This window comes from Tenacibaculum sp. E3R01 (genome assembly GCF_003318185.1).
GTDB classification, from domain to species: Bacteria; Bacteroidota; Bacteroidia; order Flavobacteriales; family Flavobacteriaceae; genus Polaribacter; species Polaribacter halocynthiae.
In genome coordinates this window covers 142,793-158,518 of record NZ_QOCC01000020.1, presented here as the reverse complement: position 1 = coordinate 158,518, position 15,726 = coordinate 142,793, and the positions used below count along the sequence as shown (strand labels likewise).

Below are 15,726 nucleotides of genomic sequence, written 5' to 3'. Positions count from 1 at the left end.
AATGAAAACAAAGTTTAATGGAATTTTAACGCTACTATTAGCGTTGGTTGTGCAAATTTCTTTTGCACAAGAAAAAACAATTTCAGGTACTGTTTCCGATGAATCTGGACCTTTACCTGGGGTGTCTGTACTTAAAAAAGGGTCTACCCAAGGTACTGAAACAGATTTTGACGGTAAATACTCAATCAAAGCTAAAGAAGGGGATATTCTTGTTTATAGTTTTGTTGGTATGAAAACTACTGAAAAAATTGTAGGTGCTTCAAGTACTATTAACGTAACACTAGAAAATGATAACGTGTTAAACGAAGTAGTAGTTACAGCATTAGGTATTAAGAGAGAAGCAAAAAGTTTAGGTTTTGCTCAACAAACTGTAAAAGGTGAACAACTTACTCAAACTAGAGAAGTAGACATTAACAACTCTATCGCTGGTAAAGTTGCCGGTGTACAAATGTTAGGTGCTCCAAGTTCTGGATTTGGAAACGCTTTAATTCGTTTAAGAGGTGAAAGTGATTTACTTTATGTTGTTGATGGTGTAAAAATCGACAATTCTGGAGATATTAATGTTGATGATGTTGAAAGTCTTAACGTTCTTAAAGGTAGTGGTGCTACTGCATTATATGGTCCTATTGGTAAAAATGGGGTTGTTGTAATTACAACTAAAAGAGCTAAAAACGGAAAAACATCTTTCGTTATTGACCAAGCTTTACAAGTTTCAAATGTATACATCTTACCAGAATATCAAAATGAATATGGTGGTGGATATTCTCAAACTTTTTCTACTTTAAATGGTCAAAACATACCTAACTATGCAGCTGATGAATCTTGGGGTCCTAAATTAGATGGAAGAATGGTTAGGCATTGGGATAGTTGGATACCTGGTTCTTCTGAATTTGGTAACTTAAGACCTTGGTCTGCTAACCCAGATAACGTAAGAAACTTCTTTAACACTGGTATTACAAATAATACTACTTTATCTTTTTCTAAAGGAGGAGATGGTTATAGTGTTAAAACTATATTAAGAAATGTTGACATTGAAGGTGTTTTACCTAACTCTAAAAGAAATTTAAAGCAAGTAAGTGCTAGTGCTAGTTTTGATGTATCAGACAAACTTGAAGTTTACACAAACATCAACTACCAATACAGAACTACTTTAAATGACCCAACTGGTGGTTATGGAAGTATTGCTTCTAACTTTAACCAATGGTTCCAAAGACAATTGGATATGAACAGATTAAGAGATTCATATTTCCAAGGAGGTAAATTTTACACATGGAATATTAGAAGTACTTCTAATGTTAACCCTTTATATTGGGATTCTCCATATTTTGAAACTGATCAAAATATTAAGAACCAAACTAAAAATGCTGTTTATGGTAACGTAGGTATCAACTATAAAATTACTGATAACATTACATTAAACACTGAAATCAGAAGAACTGTAAACACTTACAAATCTGATGCAAGAGTTGCTTTTGGAGGATTAAACCAAACATCTTTTACTGAAAGAGACCGTACAATTAGTTCAACTGAATTTTTTGCAATGGCAACTTACAACAAAGATCTTACAGATAATTTAGATTTAACTGCTTCTGTTGGTACTGAATTAAGACAATGGCAAGATAGATATATTGACGGTGCTACTAGTGGAGGTTTAACTATTCCTGGTGTATATACAGTAGCTTCTTCTAAAGACAGACCTACTTATACAAATAGAGAGTGGAATAGAAAGAATAGAGGTTTATTTGCAACTGCTTCTCTTGGATATAATGATATGTTATTCTTAGATGGTACAGTAAGATCTGACTGGAACTCAACTGCAAACCCTAATGATAATAGAGTATTAACTTATGGAGGTTCTTTAAGTTTCTTATTTAACAAAGTAATTAACTTAGAAGAGTTAAGCTTTGGTAAATTACGTGTTGGTTATGCTGAAGCTCCAAGTTTCCCTAACATCAATGCTACTAAAAACGTATTCCAAACTGGAAATTCTTTAAATGGTGTTGTACCATTTTTCCCTTCAGCTACCCAAGCTAATGCTGGTATTCAAGGAGGTATAAGACAAGAGTTTGAAATTGGTACTGAATTAAAATTCTTCAGAAACAGATTAGGTTTAGACATTACATATTTTGATAGAAAAGATATTAACTTACCTATTGATATTCCTTTATCAGGAGCTACAGGATTTAATGCATCTACAGTAAACTCTGGAAAATTTTCTTCTAATGGTATAGAGGTTGCTATAAATGGTACTCCTATTAAAAACGAAAACTTTACTTGGGATGTTGGATTAAACTTTGCTACATTAAAAAGACAAGTTGATGAATTATACGTTAACCCTACAACTGGTGAAGCAATTACAACTGACGTAATTGATACTTCATGGAGAGGTTTAACTATAGAAGCTAGAGTAGGTGAAGAATATGGTGCTATTTACGGTAGAAAAATAAGAAGAGATGCTAACGGAAACATGCTATTAAGTAGTACCGGTAGTATTCAATTTGATCAAAACCAATATTTAGGTAACTTATTACCTGATTTTACTGGAGGTTTAACAAACTCATTTAACTATAAAGGAATTAACTTATCTTTTAGTCTTGATTTCCAAAAAGGTGGAAAATACTTCTCAGTTACTCAAATGTTTAACAACTATGCTGGTTTAGGTATCGCTACAGTTGGAGACAATGCTAAGGGTAACCCAGTAAGAGACCCATTAGTAGATGCTAGTGGTGCTGTTGCATCAGGAACTTCAATAAATGCTAATAATGTATCTAATACAACTGGTGGTGTTTTAGTAGAAGGTGTTGACGCTACTTCAGGAAGTGCAGCTTCTTACTTCGTAGATAGCCAAACTTATTGGAAAAGATTATTTGCTTTACATGAAAGATGGATCTATGATGCTTCTTACGTTAAGTTAAGACAATTATCTTTAGGATATACTTTCCCAAAGAAAATATTTGAAAACACTCCAATAGAAACTATTACAGTTAATGCTTACGCTAACAACTTATGGTTAATTTATTCTAGTGTTGATGGTGTTGATCCTTCTGAGATTGAAAATGTAAACAATGCAGGTTTAAGATGGGAAGAAGGTGGACAGTTACCAAGTAGTAGAACATTTGGTATGAATATTAAAGTTAAATTTTAATTAAAAATTTTAAGAAAAAATGAGAAAAAATGTATATAGAGCTTTAGCATTAGCTACCTTTTTGGTAGTTGGCTACAGCTGTGAATCATACGACTTTGGTAATACTGATGACAACTTAAATAATCCTTCTGCGGTTATACCATCATCTTTACTTACTGCAAGTCAAGCAAAATTAGTAGGTGCCTTGAGTTTATCAGGAACTGCTACACCTTCATTATACGTTCAACATTTATCACAGACTCAATATACTGAGGAGTCTAGATATCAAACAATCAACTTTGGTTGGAATATTAATGGTAGTGGTACTGGACAACAAGGAAATGTAGGGATTTATAACAAACCTGTTTTAGCTCTTAAAACAATTATAGATGCTAATACAAATAGTCCTGCTGAAATGGCTGCTTATGGGTCTAACAACAACCAAATAGCTGTAGCAAGAATTTTAAAAGCTTACTACTTCCAATGGATGACTGACAGATGGGGAATGTTACCATATACTGAAGCTTTAGGTGGTGTAAATACTCCTAATCCAAAATATGATACTCAAGAGTTTATTTATAAAGATTTATTTAAAGAAATAGACGAAGCTCTTGCTCAAATTGATGGTGGTGCAGGTCCTTCTGGAGATAGTTTTTTCGGAGGAGACATGGCTAAATGGAAAAAGTTTGCTAATACTTTAAAAATGAACATGGCTATTCGTTTAGCTAAAGTTTATCCTAATGCAGGTGATTACGCAGCTACAATGTTTAATCAAGCTATGGCTGGTGCAATTACATCTTCAAGTGAAAACATAATGTTTGCTTGTATCGCTGATGACCAGTATGACAACCCTTACCAAGATGATTATGTTGATTCTGGTAGAACTGACGAATGTTTAAGTGATGTTTTAGTTAACAGATTACAAGCTTTAAACGATCCTCGTTTACCTAAATTCGGTGCTCCAGCTGCTTCTTCAGGAAACTATGTTGGTTTACGTTACGGATGGGCAGGAGCAGGATCTGTTCCTAATGCTGATGTGTCTTTCATGAATGATGATTTAATCAAAAATGGAACAAAATCTTTACCTATATTCACATTTGCTCAGGTTTCATTTAACAAAGCAGAAGCTGCCAAGTTAAACTGGATTTCTGGAACTGTTCAGTCTTATTATGAAGCTGGAGTTAAAGCTTCTTTAGAACAATGGGGAGTTTCAGCTGCTGATGCAACAACTTATTTAGGTGTTGCTGGTGTTGCTTATAACGCTGCAACTGATATGAATCAAATTGCTGAGCAAAAATGGATTTCTTTATTCTACCAACCTTATGAAGCTTGGGCTGAATGGAGAAGATTAGATTTCCCTGTATTAACAGCTGCTGTTGATGCTTTAAATGGAACTAATCAAATTCCTACAAGACATGCATATCCTTCAACTGAGCCTAGTCAAAACAAAGCTAGTTATGATGCTGCAGTTGCTGCACAAGGTGCTGATGGTTTATTCACTAAATTATGGTGGGATAAATAAAAGTATAAAAATTATATAATTTTTAAGACTACCTTTATTAATTTAAAGGTAGTTTTTTTTTATATTTACCTAAACCCAAACACCTTACTATGAAAAAGTTAATATTCTTTCTTTGTTTATCTTTTATAACATTATTAGTAAACTCTCAAGTTGATGGAATGAATTTTAATCCTCAAAAAATTGGAGGAACATTTCAAAACTTAAATTTAAATTCGGGAAATAATTTTAATGATAATATGAAAGGCTCTATATATTTGTTTAAAGCTTGGAATAATCTATCTACATTAACTTCTTTTTCAAACAAAAAGCTGAAAATTGATAACTTAAATTATGATATAGAAAATAAGCAATTCGTTGCAAAAATTAGCAATGATAGTATATACATTTTCAATAATCTTAAAAACGTTAAAACTCCATTGTCTTTGTTTGAAAATATTGATGGTACATTTTATGAAATATTGGTTAGTGGTAAACTTCAACTATTAAAAGAGTATACTGGTAAGTATAAAAAAGCTGTTATAAATAAAATGACAAATCAAATAGTTAAGAAACCCCAATACATCAAAGTTGAAACTTTATATTCAAGGCAAAACAATACTATAAAAAAAATAAAACTAAAGAAATCAAGTATTCTTAAATTACTTTCTTCTAAAAAAGAAGAAATAAAGAAATACTCTAAAACAAATAAATTGTCTTACAAAAAAGAGAATGACGTAATTAAAATATTACAATATTACAACAAGCTACTAAACAACTTTTAAAAAAATTAACTCAAAAAGAAAAACTATAACCAACAAAATCTGATATGAAAAAAATAATTTTATTTTTTGTAATTATTATTACAAATCAATTGTATTCACAAGGAAAGAGAACTTTTTGGCCAACTAACTCAAGTGAAGCTCCTAAAATGAAAGTTAACTTTAATACTCAAACACTTGGAGGTACTTTTCAACGTAATGATGCTAGAGCCTTTAATAAAAATGATCAATTTAAAGGTGTTAAAGGGTCATTTTATTTATTTAATACTTGGAAAAACAATTCAACAATTACTTCTAAGACTGGAAAAAAATATCAAATCAATAACATGAATTATGATTTGGATGAAAAAGCTTTTTTGTCAAAAATCTCAAGAGACAGCGTTTACATTTATCAAAATGTAGAAAGTATTAATGTAGAAAATAGATTTTTTATAAATATTAATGAGCAATTTTATGAAAAAATAACTGATGGTAAAATTAGCTTATTAAAGAAATATTCAGGGAAATTAAAAAAACCTATCATTAACAAAATGACAAATCAACAAGTAAAACCTGCTGAATATGTTAAAATAGTTAATTACTATAGTTACATTCAAAATAAAAAATTAGAAAAAATTAAATTAAAAAAATCTAATGTTACTAAATTAATTACCGAAAAAAAAGATCAAGTAAAAATTTATATCAAAAAAAACAAATTAACATATAAAGAAGAAGGGGATATTGTTAAAATAATTAATTATTATAATTCATTATTTTAGTTATGCATAGTAACATTATTTTTATAGAAAAAATTCCATGCCCATAGTTCAGCATGAAAAAAACTAGGTGAAGCTAATTTTGTGCCTTTTTTAGGTCCTTCAATAGCTTCACCAAATATATTCCATCTATTTCCTTTATTATCTTTCAATACTAAAGGAAAACTAGTATCCAGTTCTAAATTTTCTCCAGTAGGTTCATAAAATGAAGTAAAAATATTTTTACTTTCATCACCTATTACAATAGTTTGTCTTCCATTAACTATTAACTTATTTAACTTTAACTTACTAAAGCTAGAATAAGGAAAAACTTCAACCGAATTTTCAATTCCACCATTAACAATACCAAAAAACTTAGTTGACTTAGCTTTCTTTACACTATTGTACTTATTCACTTGTCCTCTACTAAGTAAATTATGATAATACACTTGAGCCATAGGAAAATAGTCTTTAATGGTTTTCCAAGTTGTTTCTATTGAAAATAAATCATTTATCTCCATATATTTTTGACTCCCTTTAATACCAGTAAGTAACATTTGCGACCAAAAAACATCTTCCTCTTGTGATGTTAAAACCAAATTATCTTTAAATAAAAAACCTGAGGCAAACATGTTCAAACTTTTACCACCTATAACTTTATTAAAACAAATACCACTTTTTGTTTGTGGACAATAACTAGCTATGTATTCTAAATCATCTATTTTATCATTTACAACTTCAGAATAATTTAAATAAACATAAGGAAAAACCTTAACCCTCCCTTTATAATTAAACATTATTACAAGATCATCATCAGATACATTTTCAATTTCATTTACTTTCTTGAAACTAGGGTTATCTATAAAAGTAAACGGAGCTCCTTCTTTTATATAGGTTTCGTCTACAAGCCATTTTTCTTCATTTACATTATCATCTATATTCTTATCAATACCATCTGAGCATGAAAACATAAAGGCGAAAATAAAAAGCAAAAATATATACTTCATAACTTTATAAGGTTTCTTGTATAGTCTAAAAAGATAGTAAATAATTACATAAAATATTTAAAAATGTGAATTTTATAATATTTGCACACTCTAAAATAAAATTGCATTTTTGATTAAAAACAAATTAAAAATTACAATGGAGATTATTTCTAGTTTAAAAACTGAAAAAAAAAGCTTTAAATATTTTGGTAGTGGAGTTGAATTTGCCATTATATTTTTTAAAAATATATTATTAACACTTTTTACCTTAGGTCTATACTATCCATGGGCTAAAGTTGAAATTTTAAAATATCATTATCAATCTACAGAATTAGATGAGTCTCGTTTTACTTTTCATGGTACTGGTAATGAAGTTTTTAGAGGCTTCGTTAAAATATATATAATTTTTATTCTATTATACGGAACTTTAATTTATGGTTTACAATCTGGAAATCAAACTACAACTATTTTAACTGTTGCTATATTTTATTTATTTTTCATTCTTATCATTCCATTCGCTATTCATGGTGCTATACGTTATCGCTCATCTAGAAGTTCTTGGAAGGGTATTCATTTTAAATATTTAGGTAAAAGAATGGAGCTCTTTTGGAAGTTTATTACAGGAATGATTCTAACTATCTTAACTTTTGGGATTTATGGAGCTTGGTTTCAAATTGAAATTAGAAAATATATCCTAAGTCATTTACGATTTGGAAACTTATCTTTTGATTTCAAAGGTAAAGGAGAAACTTTGTTTTGGATTAACTTAAAATTTATTCTTTTATTTTATCTTACATTAGGTATATATTCTTTTTGGTATTTAAAAAATCTATGGACTTTTTATGCTGAGAATACAGAAGTAACACAAAATGGAAAAAAAGTAAATTTCAAGTTAAATATTAAACCTGGTGATATTTTTGAATTAATGATAGTTAATTTTTTATTGATTGTGTTAACTTTAGGAATAGCAACACCATGGGTTACTATTAGAACATTTAATTTTATTTTCCGTTTTTTAGAAATTGAAGAAGGTTTAAATACTAATGTTATACAACAAACATCTTATGATGATTATGATGATGCATCTGGAGATGACTTATTAGATTTTTTAGATTTAGATTTACTATAAATGCCTTTTAAAGTAAACTATTTTGATGGGAAGTCATCTCAAACACATGAAGCTTATATTTCACCAAGCTCCTTAGCTTGGAAAATTTCTTTCAAAAAAAAAGAAAACAACCCTATACAAATTTCATGGAATATTCAGAATATCAAAAAGTCAGAGGTTCACACAAAAGGATTAATTTCTTTTACTTATGGCAATACCTTTCCTTTTCAAAAAATAGAAAGCTCAGACAATAATTTTATAGAGTACCTAAATAAAAGTAATCACAAAAATTTAAATAATAGAGTTAATACTTTTTTACATAAACACAAAAAGAGATCTATAATAAGCCTGCTTTTAGCAGTTTTTACGATACTCTTCACTATATATTTTTATGTTATTCCAACTGTAGCTATAAATTTTGTTTCAAAATTAAATAAAACACAAATAATTGAATTTGGTAATTACACTTTTAATGTACTATTGAAAGATTTAGATATTGATAAAGAAAAGTCAAATAAATTACAACTTTTCATTAATGATATGAATATAAATACTACCTTTCCAATAAAGGCGTATGTAGTAAATAATAAAGAATTGAATGCTTATGCTCTTTCTGGTGGAAAAATAGTGATTTACTCTTCACTACTTAATAAAATAGAGAATGAACACCAGTTAACTGCTTTAATAGGTCATGAAATATCTCATATAGAAAACAGACATATACTAAAAAATTTAAGCAGAAATTTGTCCGGAAAAGTATTTCTCTCTATTATATTTAATGATTTTAATAGTATTTCCGCTGTTTTAACAAAGAATGCGCATTTATTTTCTCAATTGTCATATTCTCGTAACTTAGAAAATGAAGCTGATTTCTATAGTATGGAAATTATGCGAAAAAATAATTTAAACTTATCTGGAATGCCAGAGTTATTTCAAATTCTAAAAAAAGAAAATGAGATTGAAATACCAAAATACTTAAACAATCATCCCGTTCTTAGAGACAGGATACTATACACAAAAAAAATAGCAGAAAAACAATCTTCCTTTAAGAGAAATCTAATTCTAAAAGATAGATGGAATAATTTAAAACAACTAATTTCAAAAACAAATACTAATACTATAAATGAGTAAGAACATAATTATTACTGGAACAAGTAGAGGAATAGGTTATGAACTGGCTAAACAATTTGCTAATCAAGGTCATAATGTTTTGGCTTTATCAAGAAATACAAAATCACTTGATTCTTTAAATCATAAAAACATTACAACTATTTCTGTTGACTTATCTTCTAATGAAGATTTGATAAAAGCTGAAGCCTTTATAAAAAACAACTGGACTAGAGTTGATATTTTAATTAATAATGCTGGAAAACTAATAAATAAACCTTTTTCAGAGTTATCTACTGAAGATTTTAAGGAAGTTTACAATGTAAATGTTTTTGCTGTTGCCGAACTAACAAAAAAAGCAATACCTTTTATGAAAAAAGGGAGTCACGTAATTACCGTAAGTAGTATGGGAGGAATACAAGGAAGCATGAAATTTCCTGGTCTTGCAGCATACAGTTCTGCAAAAGGAGCTGTTATTACTTTATCTGAATTATTAGCAGAAGAGTATAAAAACCAACAAATAGCTTTTAATGTTTTAGCTCTAGGGGCAGTACAAACTGAAATGCTTGAAGAAGCATTCCCTGGCTATGAAGCTCCTCTTTCAGCTAAAGAAATGGCTGATTATATTTTTGAATTCTCATTAACTGGAAATAAGTACTACAATGGAAAAGTATTACAAGTTTCTAGTTCTACTCCATAGAAAAACTTTAATATATTGAAGATAATAAAGCAATTGTATAGAATAAATTGAAAGAAACTTTAATTAAATACATACCTAAAAAAGCTATCCCTTTGGTTGAATATTTGATAAACAAACATCAAGTAAACCTAAAAATAGTTAGTCAACGACAAACAAAGCATGGCGACTTTCGTCGTATGCCTGATGGAAGAATGCTAATAACAGTAAATAACAACTTGAATCATTATCAGTTTTTATTAACGTTAATTCATGAGATTGCCCATCATGTTACACACCAAAAATTTGGAAGGGTACAACCTCATGGTAAAGAATGGAAAACTGTTTTTCAACATTTAATGCTTCCCTTCTTAGAACCTGAGATTTACCCTACTCAAATACTTCCTTATTTAGCTAATTATTTAAAAAACCCGAAAGCTAGTACAGATACAGATGTAAATTTATCATTAGCTTTGCGTAATGGTAAAGCAGAACCAGGAAAGATTTTTATCTTTGAAGTTCCTAATGGAAATGTTTTTCAATTTAAAAACAGGCTATATAAAAGAGGCAACAAGCGTAGAACACGATATGAATGTTTGAACTTAACCAATAAACGTGTATACCTTTTTAATCAAAATGCAGAAGTTCTACTTATTCAGTAGTTAATACAATACAAATTATGAGCAATAATTATTACGCAGTTATCATGGCAGGTGGTGTTGGGTCAAGATTTTGGCCAGTAAGCACACAACAATATCCTAAACAATTTCATGATATGTTAGGAACAGGGGAATCTTTGATTCAGAAAACTTTTAGTCGAATAAATCAACTAATCCCTTCAGACAATATTTTAATAGCAACAAATAAACGCTATGAATCATTAGTTTTAGATCAATTACCTAAAGTAAAAAGCAAGCAGTTACTATTAGAACCTACCATGCGAAATACAGCTCCATGCATTTTATATTCTGCATTAAAAATACATCAACAAAATCCAAATGCAGTAATGCTAGTAGCACCTTCTGATCATTGGATTGAAAATGAAAATGAATTTTTAAACAATATTAAAACTTCATTTAATGCTTGTGAAAAACAAGATATTTTGATGACCCTTGGAATCCAACCAGACTCTCCAAATACTGGCTATGGATATATACAATTCGAAGAGCATGAATCTAGTATAAAAAAAGTAAAAAACTTCACTGAAAAACCAAACTTAGATAAAGCTAAAGAGTTTTTAGCAAGTGGTGATTATTTATGGAATGCTGGAATATTTGTTTGGTCAACAAAAAGTATTTTAAAAGCCTTTAGTGAATTTTTACCTGAAATGGTTGCTACTTTAGATGATGGAAATAATGTATATAATACTGACTTTGAAGATGACTTTATAAACAATAACTATAAATCATGTGAAAATATTTCTATTGATTTTGGAGTAATGGAGCGTGCTAAAAACGTACATGTCTTGCCCGTTAACTTTGGATGGAATGATCTTGGAACTTGGGGTTCACTTTACAATAAACTACCTAAAGATGAGCAAAAAAATGCTATTGTAGGAGCTAAAACTATTTTTAGAGATTCAAGTGGTAATATGGTAAGAACTCAAAATCGTAAAAAAGTTATTATCCAAGGATTATCAAATTTTATAGTAGTTGAAAAAGATGATGTACTTTTAATATGCCCAAAAGATGATGAACAAGAAATAAAACAAATTGCCGCACAAGCAAAAGAGACATTTAACAACTAAAAAATAATAAAAAATCCGAAGCTACTACTTCGGATTTTTTTTATAATGTTTTTTTATAACAGCTTCAAAAAAAGGATAATAATATTCAGTCATATAGCTTCCTCTTTTTTCTCCTAAAACCTTTTCCCTTTTATCTATTAACAATACCATAGGAAAAGAATTTTTATATTTTTTACTTAGTCTTTTGTTTACAACAGCAACTTCTTTAGTAACTAAATCCTTATTTCTTGGAAAATTAGCCATGTATAAAATCATATTTTCATTAGCATACTCTACAAATTTACTAGTATGAAATAATTCTCTATCTAATTTTATGCAAGGTCCACACCAATCAGATCCTGTGAAATAGATTAACACAGGTTTTTTCTCTTTTTTCGACTTTTTTAAAGCTTCCTCATAAGATGTTTCCCAAGTAACTTTAATCTGTTTATTTGACTCATCAGTAATTGCTTTATTTTGTGAAAAAACAATGTTAACTGCAAATAACAAAACTAAAAAGGTTATTATTTTTTTCATCTATATTTATTTTACCTATTCCAAAATATCAAAAATAATACCATTATTAATTGAGCATAGTTGTTACATGCCCCTCAATTATAGTATCAAACTTTTGTTTATTTGTTAAAAATGAACTTTCTATTGGTAAATAGAATAGATTATCTACCCTATTTTCTAATCTAACAAAATCTTTTTCAGTTGTAAGTATTACTTTCCCTAAGGATACTATATTATTGTATTCCAACTTTATTTTTTCAATATCACCTTTAGTAAAGTGATGATGATCTGGAAATTTCAAATGTCTAACTTTTATATTTTTAGATTTTAAAAATTGTAAGAAAGGGGCTGGATTTGCAATTCCAGTAACCACGATAATTTCTTCTCCTATTAACTTATCAATAAGTATATTTTGGTTCCCATACAACTTTGTATCATATGAAATTGTTGTAAAAAACAGCTCTTGATAACTTTTTGGATTAATTTTCTTAATTATATCTTTTTGCTCTTTATCTGATAAATCATCTGGACATTTAGTTACAATTATAATATCTGCTCTTTTAGCTCCTCTCCTACTTTCTCTTAAATTTCCAGTTGGTAAAATGTAATCATTTACATATAAATCTTCATACTTAGTTAATAACACATATAAACTTGCCTTAACTTTTCTATGCTGAAAAGCATCATCTAATAATATAACTTCTGGCTTATTTGTTTGCTTTATCAACTCCTGGATACCATTAACTCTATTTGCATCAACAGCTACAGTAATCTTATCATTAAACTTCTTATAAAATTGTAATGGTTCATCGCCTACATCTTCTGCTAAATGTTTTGAAGTTACAATTTGAAACCCTTTTGTTTTTCTTTTATATCCCCTACTTAATGTAGCTAGCTTATAGTTTTTACTTAATAAACGTATTAAATATTCTATTTGAGGAGATTTTCCCGTTCCTCCAACACTTAAATTACCTACAGCAATTACTGGAAAAGCAAAAGATTTTTCTTTATAAAAATTTTTATCAAACAATAAATTACGAATACTCGTAACAATATCATATATAACGGCTATTGGAAATAATAAAAAACGGATTACTTTCATTACAACGAAAGTAATTAAAAATCTTAACTTTGATATTGAATTAAAACTTGTAAAACTTAACTATGCAAATAAGAGATATTACAAATTATATTGAACAATTAGCACCTCTTTCTTATGCAGAAGATTTTGATAATGTAGGACTTCTTATAGGTAGTTACTCAACAAAAGTTAAAGGTGTTTTAGTAACTTTAGACACTCTAGAAAAAACTATTGATGAAGCAATAGCCAAAAAATGTAATCTAATCATAAGTTTTCATCCTATAATATTCAGTGGCCTAAAAAAATTAAATGGAAACAACTATGTTGAACGAGTTGTATTAAAAGCTATTCAAAACAACATTGCTATTTACGCTACACATACGGCTTTAGATAATGTTCAAAATGGAGTTTCTGCTAAAATGTGTGAAGTCTTAGGATTACAAAACATTAAAACATTAATTCCTAAAAAAGGAATTATTAAAAAACTAACTACATACGTACCCATTAATCATGCTAACTCTCTTCGAGAACAATTATTTAAAGCTGGAGCTGGTACTATTGGTAATTATGATAATTGTTCCTTTAATATGGATGGAAAAGGGAGTTATAAAGGAAATGAAAGTTCAAATCCTAAAATTGGTAAAAAAGGAGAATTAGCATTTGAAGAAGAAACATGTATTTCAATAACCTTTGATAGTTATTTAGAAGGAAAAATACTAAACACCTTATTTAACAACCATCCATATGAAGAAGTGGCTTACGAAATAATAACACTTAATAATAAAAATCAACATGTTGGAATGGGAATGATTGGAGAGTTTTCTTCTGAAATGAATGAAAATGAATTTCTTCGATTTGTTAAAAAAACATTTAAAACTGATTGTGTTCGTCATTCAGAATTATTAAATAAATCGATAAAAAAAGTAGCTGTATTAGGAGGTTCAGGAAGTTTTGCTATTAATAATGCTATAAGAGCTAAAGCTGATGCATACATAAGTTCTGATTTTAAATACCATGAGTTTTTTAAGGCAGAAAAAAAGATTTTATTAGCAGATGTTGGCCATTATGAAAGTGAGCAGTTTACAAAAAATATTTTGGTTGATTATCTTAGCAAAAAATTTAGTACTTTTGCAATTATTTTAAGCGAAGAAAGTACAAATCCAATATACTATATATAAAGATGGCAAAAAAAGAAGTAACGGTAGAAGAAAAATTAAGAGCGTTATATGATTTACAGCTAATTGACTCTAGAATAGATGAAATCAGAAATGTTCGTGGTGAATTACCTTTAGAAGTTGAAGATTTAGAAGATGAAGTTGCCGGATTAAATACCAGACTTTCTAATTTATCAAGCGATTTAGCTAGTTTAGAATCTGATATTAATAGTAAAAAGTTAGCTATTACTGAATCTAAAGCTCTTATAAAGAAGTACGAAGAACAACAAAAGAATGTTCGTAACAATCGTGAATTTGATTCTTTAACAAAAGAAGTTGAATATCAAGAATTAGAAATTCAATTATCAGAAAAAAGAATTAAAGAGTACAAAGCTAAAATAGCTCAGAAAAATGAGGTAATTGCAGGTACAAAAGACAAATTAACTCAGCAAGAAAACCATTTAACTCACAAGAAAAATGAACTTGATGCCATTTTAAAAGAAACAGAAAAAGAGGAGCAATTATTAAAAGACAAGTCTAAAGAGTATTCTGAATCTATAGATACTCATTTATTAAATGCTTATTCAAGAATTCGTAATAAAGTAAAAAACGGATTAGCTGTTGTTTCTATTGAACGTGGTGCTGCTGGAGGATCTTTCTTTACTATTCCACCTCAAATTCAATTAGAGATTGCTAATCGTAAAAAAATTACGATAGATGAGCATAGTGGTCGTATTTTAGTTGATTCTGCTTTAGCTGCTGAAGAACGTGAAAAAATTGATAGCTTATTTTCATAAAAAGCTACTTATATAAACACAAAAAAGCTCAATCTATAGATTGAGCTTTTTTATTATTCTAAAAAACAAATACTAATCTTCTTTGAATAGTTGCTCTTTATAAGCTGCTTTCTTAACTTCAGCACGTCTAATTACAGATGGCTTATCGTATTGTTTTCTATTTCTTAATTGTTGTAAAATTTTAACGTCTCTATACTTACGCTTGTAACGTTTTAAGGCTCTATCTATGTTCTCACCTTCTTTTACTATAATTTTTAACATATATTATTATATTTAATATTCTTAAATTACTCTCTATTTAAACTTCATTTTACATACTATAAGTAAACCTATTTTATATTGAATACTTTTAGCATGAAAATACCTAACCTTTACAGGTTAAATAATTCTATTAAAAAAAAGAAAAACTTAATAAAAAGTAACTTTGAAGTTTTGAT

Annotated in this window: 15 protein-coding genes; 11 read left to right on the top strand and 4 right to left on the bottom strand. The window is 28.7% G+C overall.

The annotated features are described in order from the left end of the window. Window position 1: 1 nt before the first annotated feature. The 4 genes from DS884_RS09760 (at window position 2) to DS884_RS09745 (ending at window position 6,162) form a co-directional block, all read left to right on the top strand. Window positions 2-3,145, top strand: a complete 3,144-nt coding sequence (locus DS884_RS09760; RefSeq protein ID WP_093868923.1) for a SusC/RagA family TonB-linked outer membrane protein — start codon at window positions 2-4, stop codon at window positions 3,143-3,145. A gap of 19 nt (window positions 3,146-3,164) precedes the next feature. Then, window positions 3,165-4,646, top strand: a complete 1,482-nt coding sequence (locus tag DS884_RS09755; protein ID WP_093868924.1) for a SusD/RagB family nutrient-binding outer membrane lipoprotein — start codon at window positions 3,165-3,167, stop codon at window positions 4,644-4,646. Window positions 4,647-4,735: 89 nt separating this feature from the next. Further along, window positions 4,736-5,407 (top strand): hypothetical protein, encoded by a 672-nt coding sequence (locus DS884_RS09750; protein WP_113786626.1) that lies wholly within the window; start codon window positions 4,736-4,738, stop codon window positions 5,405-5,407. 44 nt (window positions 5,408-5,451) lie between these two features. Further along, entirely contained in the window at window positions 5,452-6,162 is a 711-nt protein-coding gene (locus DS884_RS09745; RefSeq protein ID WP_093868926.1) for a hypothetical protein, read from the top strand. Here DS884_RS09745 and DS884_RS09740 read toward each other — a convergent pair. Beyond that, window positions 6,159-7,145, bottom strand: a complete 987-nt coding sequence (locus DS884_RS09740; protein ID WP_113786625.1) for a DUF3179 domain-containing (seleno)protein — start codon at window positions 7,143-7,145, stop codon at window positions 6,159-6,161. The two genes, DS884_RS09745 and DS884_RS09740, sit on opposite strands and share 4 nt — an antisense overlap. A 109-nt stretch (window positions 7,146-7,254) precedes the next feature. On the opposite strand from DS884_RS09740, the gene DS884_RS09735 reads away from it, so the two are divergent. The 5 genes from DS884_RS09735 to DS884_RS09715 are packed head-to-tail and all read left to right on the top strand — an operon-like array spanning window position 7,255 to window position 11,762. Further along, window positions 7,255-8,253, top strand: a complete 999-nt coding sequence (locus DS884_RS09735) for a YjgN family protein (RefSeq protein WP_113786624.1) — start codon at window positions 7,255-7,257, stop codon at window positions 8,251-8,253. Further along, the gene (locus tag DS884_RS09730; protein WP_113786623.1) at window positions 8,254-9,363 is read left to right on the top strand and encodes a M48 family metallopeptidase; all 1,110 of its coding nucleotides are present in this window, start codon (window positions 8,254-8,256) and stop codon (window positions 9,361-9,363) included. It begins immediately after the preceding gene. Then, window positions 9,356-10,039, top strand: coding sequence for an SDR family NAD(P)-dependent oxidoreductase (locus tag DS884_RS09725; protein WP_113786622.1), 684 nt, complete (start codon window positions 9,356-9,358; stop codon window positions 10,037-10,039). Before DS884_RS09730 ends, DS884_RS09725 begins: the two co-directional genes overlap by 8 nt. Window positions 10,040-10,086: 47 nt before the next feature. Further along, a complete protein-coding gene (locus tag DS884_RS09720; RefSeq protein ID WP_093868931.1) occupies window positions 10,087-10,677 on the top strand; it encodes a SprT-like domain-containing protein in 591 nt (196 codons plus the stop codon). Window positions 10,678-10,694: 17 nt separating this feature from the next. Next, the gene (locus tag DS884_RS09715; protein ID WP_113786621.1) at window positions 10,695-11,762 is read left to right on the top strand and encodes a mannose-1-phosphate guanylyltransferase; all 1,068 of its coding nucleotides are present in this window, start codon (window positions 10,695-10,697) and stop codon (window positions 11,760-11,762) included. Window positions 11,763-11,786: 24 nt separating this feature from the next. On the opposite strand, the gene DS884_RS09710 is transcribed toward DS884_RS09715, so the two are convergent. Beyond that, on the bottom strand, window positions 11,787-12,278 hold the full coding sequence (locus tag DS884_RS09710; RefSeq protein ID WP_093868933.1) for a thioredoxin family protein: 492 nt from the start codon (window positions 12,276-12,278) through the stop codon (window positions 11,787-11,789). A gap of 46 nt (window positions 12,279-12,324) precedes the next feature. Next, on the bottom strand, window positions 12,325-13,359 hold the full coding sequence (lpxK, locus tag DS884_RS09705; RefSeq protein WP_113786620.1) for a tetraacyldisaccharide 4'-kinase: 1,035 nt from the start codon (window positions 13,357-13,359) through the stop codon (window positions 12,325-12,327). Window positions 13,360-13,421: 62 nt separating this feature from the next. Between lpxK and DS884_RS09700 the strand changes: the two genes are divergently transcribed. Both DS884_RS09700 and DS884_RS09695 read left to right on the top strand, forming a co-directional pair. Beyond that, window positions 13,422-14,516 carry a Nif3-like dinuclear metal center hexameric protein gene (locus DS884_RS09700; RefSeq protein ID WP_113786619.1) on the top strand — a complete coding sequence of 365 codons (1,095 nt, stop codon included), beginning with the start codon at window positions 13,422-13,424 and terminating at the stop codon, window positions 14,514-14,516. Between the two features lie 2 nt (window positions 14,517-14,518). Beyond that, window positions 14,519-15,289 (top strand): zinc ribbon domain-containing protein, encoded by a 771-nt coding sequence (locus DS884_RS09695; RefSeq protein WP_093868936.1) that lies wholly within the window; start codon window positions 14,519-14,521, stop codon window positions 15,287-15,289. Between the two features lie 72 nt (window positions 15,290-15,361). Here DS884_RS09695 and rpsU read toward each other — a convergent pair whose 3' ends face one another. Beyond that, complete coding sequence (rpsU, locus tag DS884_RS09690; RefSeq protein WP_093868937.1) at window positions 15,362-15,550, bottom strand: 30S ribosomal protein S21; 189 nt, start codon at window positions 15,548-15,550, stop codon at window positions 15,362-15,364. Between the last annotated feature and the right edge of the window lie 176 nt (window positions 15,551-15,726).

Coding starts and splice junctions, on each gene's coding strand:
- DS884_RS09710 (WP_093868933.1), bottom strand. CDS start 12,278: ATGAAAAAAATAATAACCTTTTTAGTTTTGTTATTTGCAGTTAACATT.
- DS884_RS09715 (WP_113786621.1), top strand. CDS start 10,695: ATGAGCAATAATTATTACGCAGTTATCATGGCAGGTGGTGTTGGGTCA.
- DS884_RS09755 (WP_093868924.1), top strand. CDS start 3,165: ATGAGAAAAAATGTATATAGAGCTTTAGCATTAGCTACCTTTTTGGTA.
- rpsU (WP_093868937.1), bottom strand. CDS start 15,550: ATGTTAAAAATTATAGTAAAAGAAGGTGAGAACATAGATAGAGCCTTA.
- DS884_RS09740 (WP_113786625.1), bottom strand. CDS start 7,145: ATGAAGTATATATTTTTGCTTTTTATTTTCGCCTTTATGTTTTCATGC.
- DS884_RS09725 (WP_113786622.1), top strand. CDS start 9,356: ATGAGTAAGAACATAATTATTACTGGAACAAGTAGAGGAATAGGTTAT.
- DS884_RS09745 (WP_093868926.1), top strand. CDS start 5,452: ATGAAAAAAATAATTTTATTTTTTGTAATTATTATTACAAATCAATTG.
- DS884_RS09750 (WP_113786626.1), top strand. CDS start 4,736: ATGAAAAAGTTAATATTCTTTCTTTGTTTATCTTTTATAACATTATTA.
- DS884_RS09700 (WP_113786619.1), top strand. CDS start 13,422: ATGCAAATAAGAGATATTACAAATTATATTGAACAATTAGCACCTCTT.
- DS884_RS09760 (WP_093868923.1), top strand. CDS start 2: ATGAAAACAAAGTTTAATGGAATTTTAACGCTACTATTAGCGTTGGTT.
- DS884_RS09695 (WP_093868936.1), top strand. CDS start 14,519: ATGGCAAAAAAAGAAGTAACGGTAGAAGAAAAATTAAGAGCGTTATAT.
- DS884_RS09730 (WP_113786623.1), top strand. CDS start 8,254: ATGCCTTTTAAAGTAAACTATTTTGATGGGAAGTCATCTCAAACACAT.
- lpxK (WP_113786620.1), bottom strand. CDS start 13,359: ATGAAAGTAATCCGTTTTTTATTATTTCCAATAGCCGTTATATATGAT.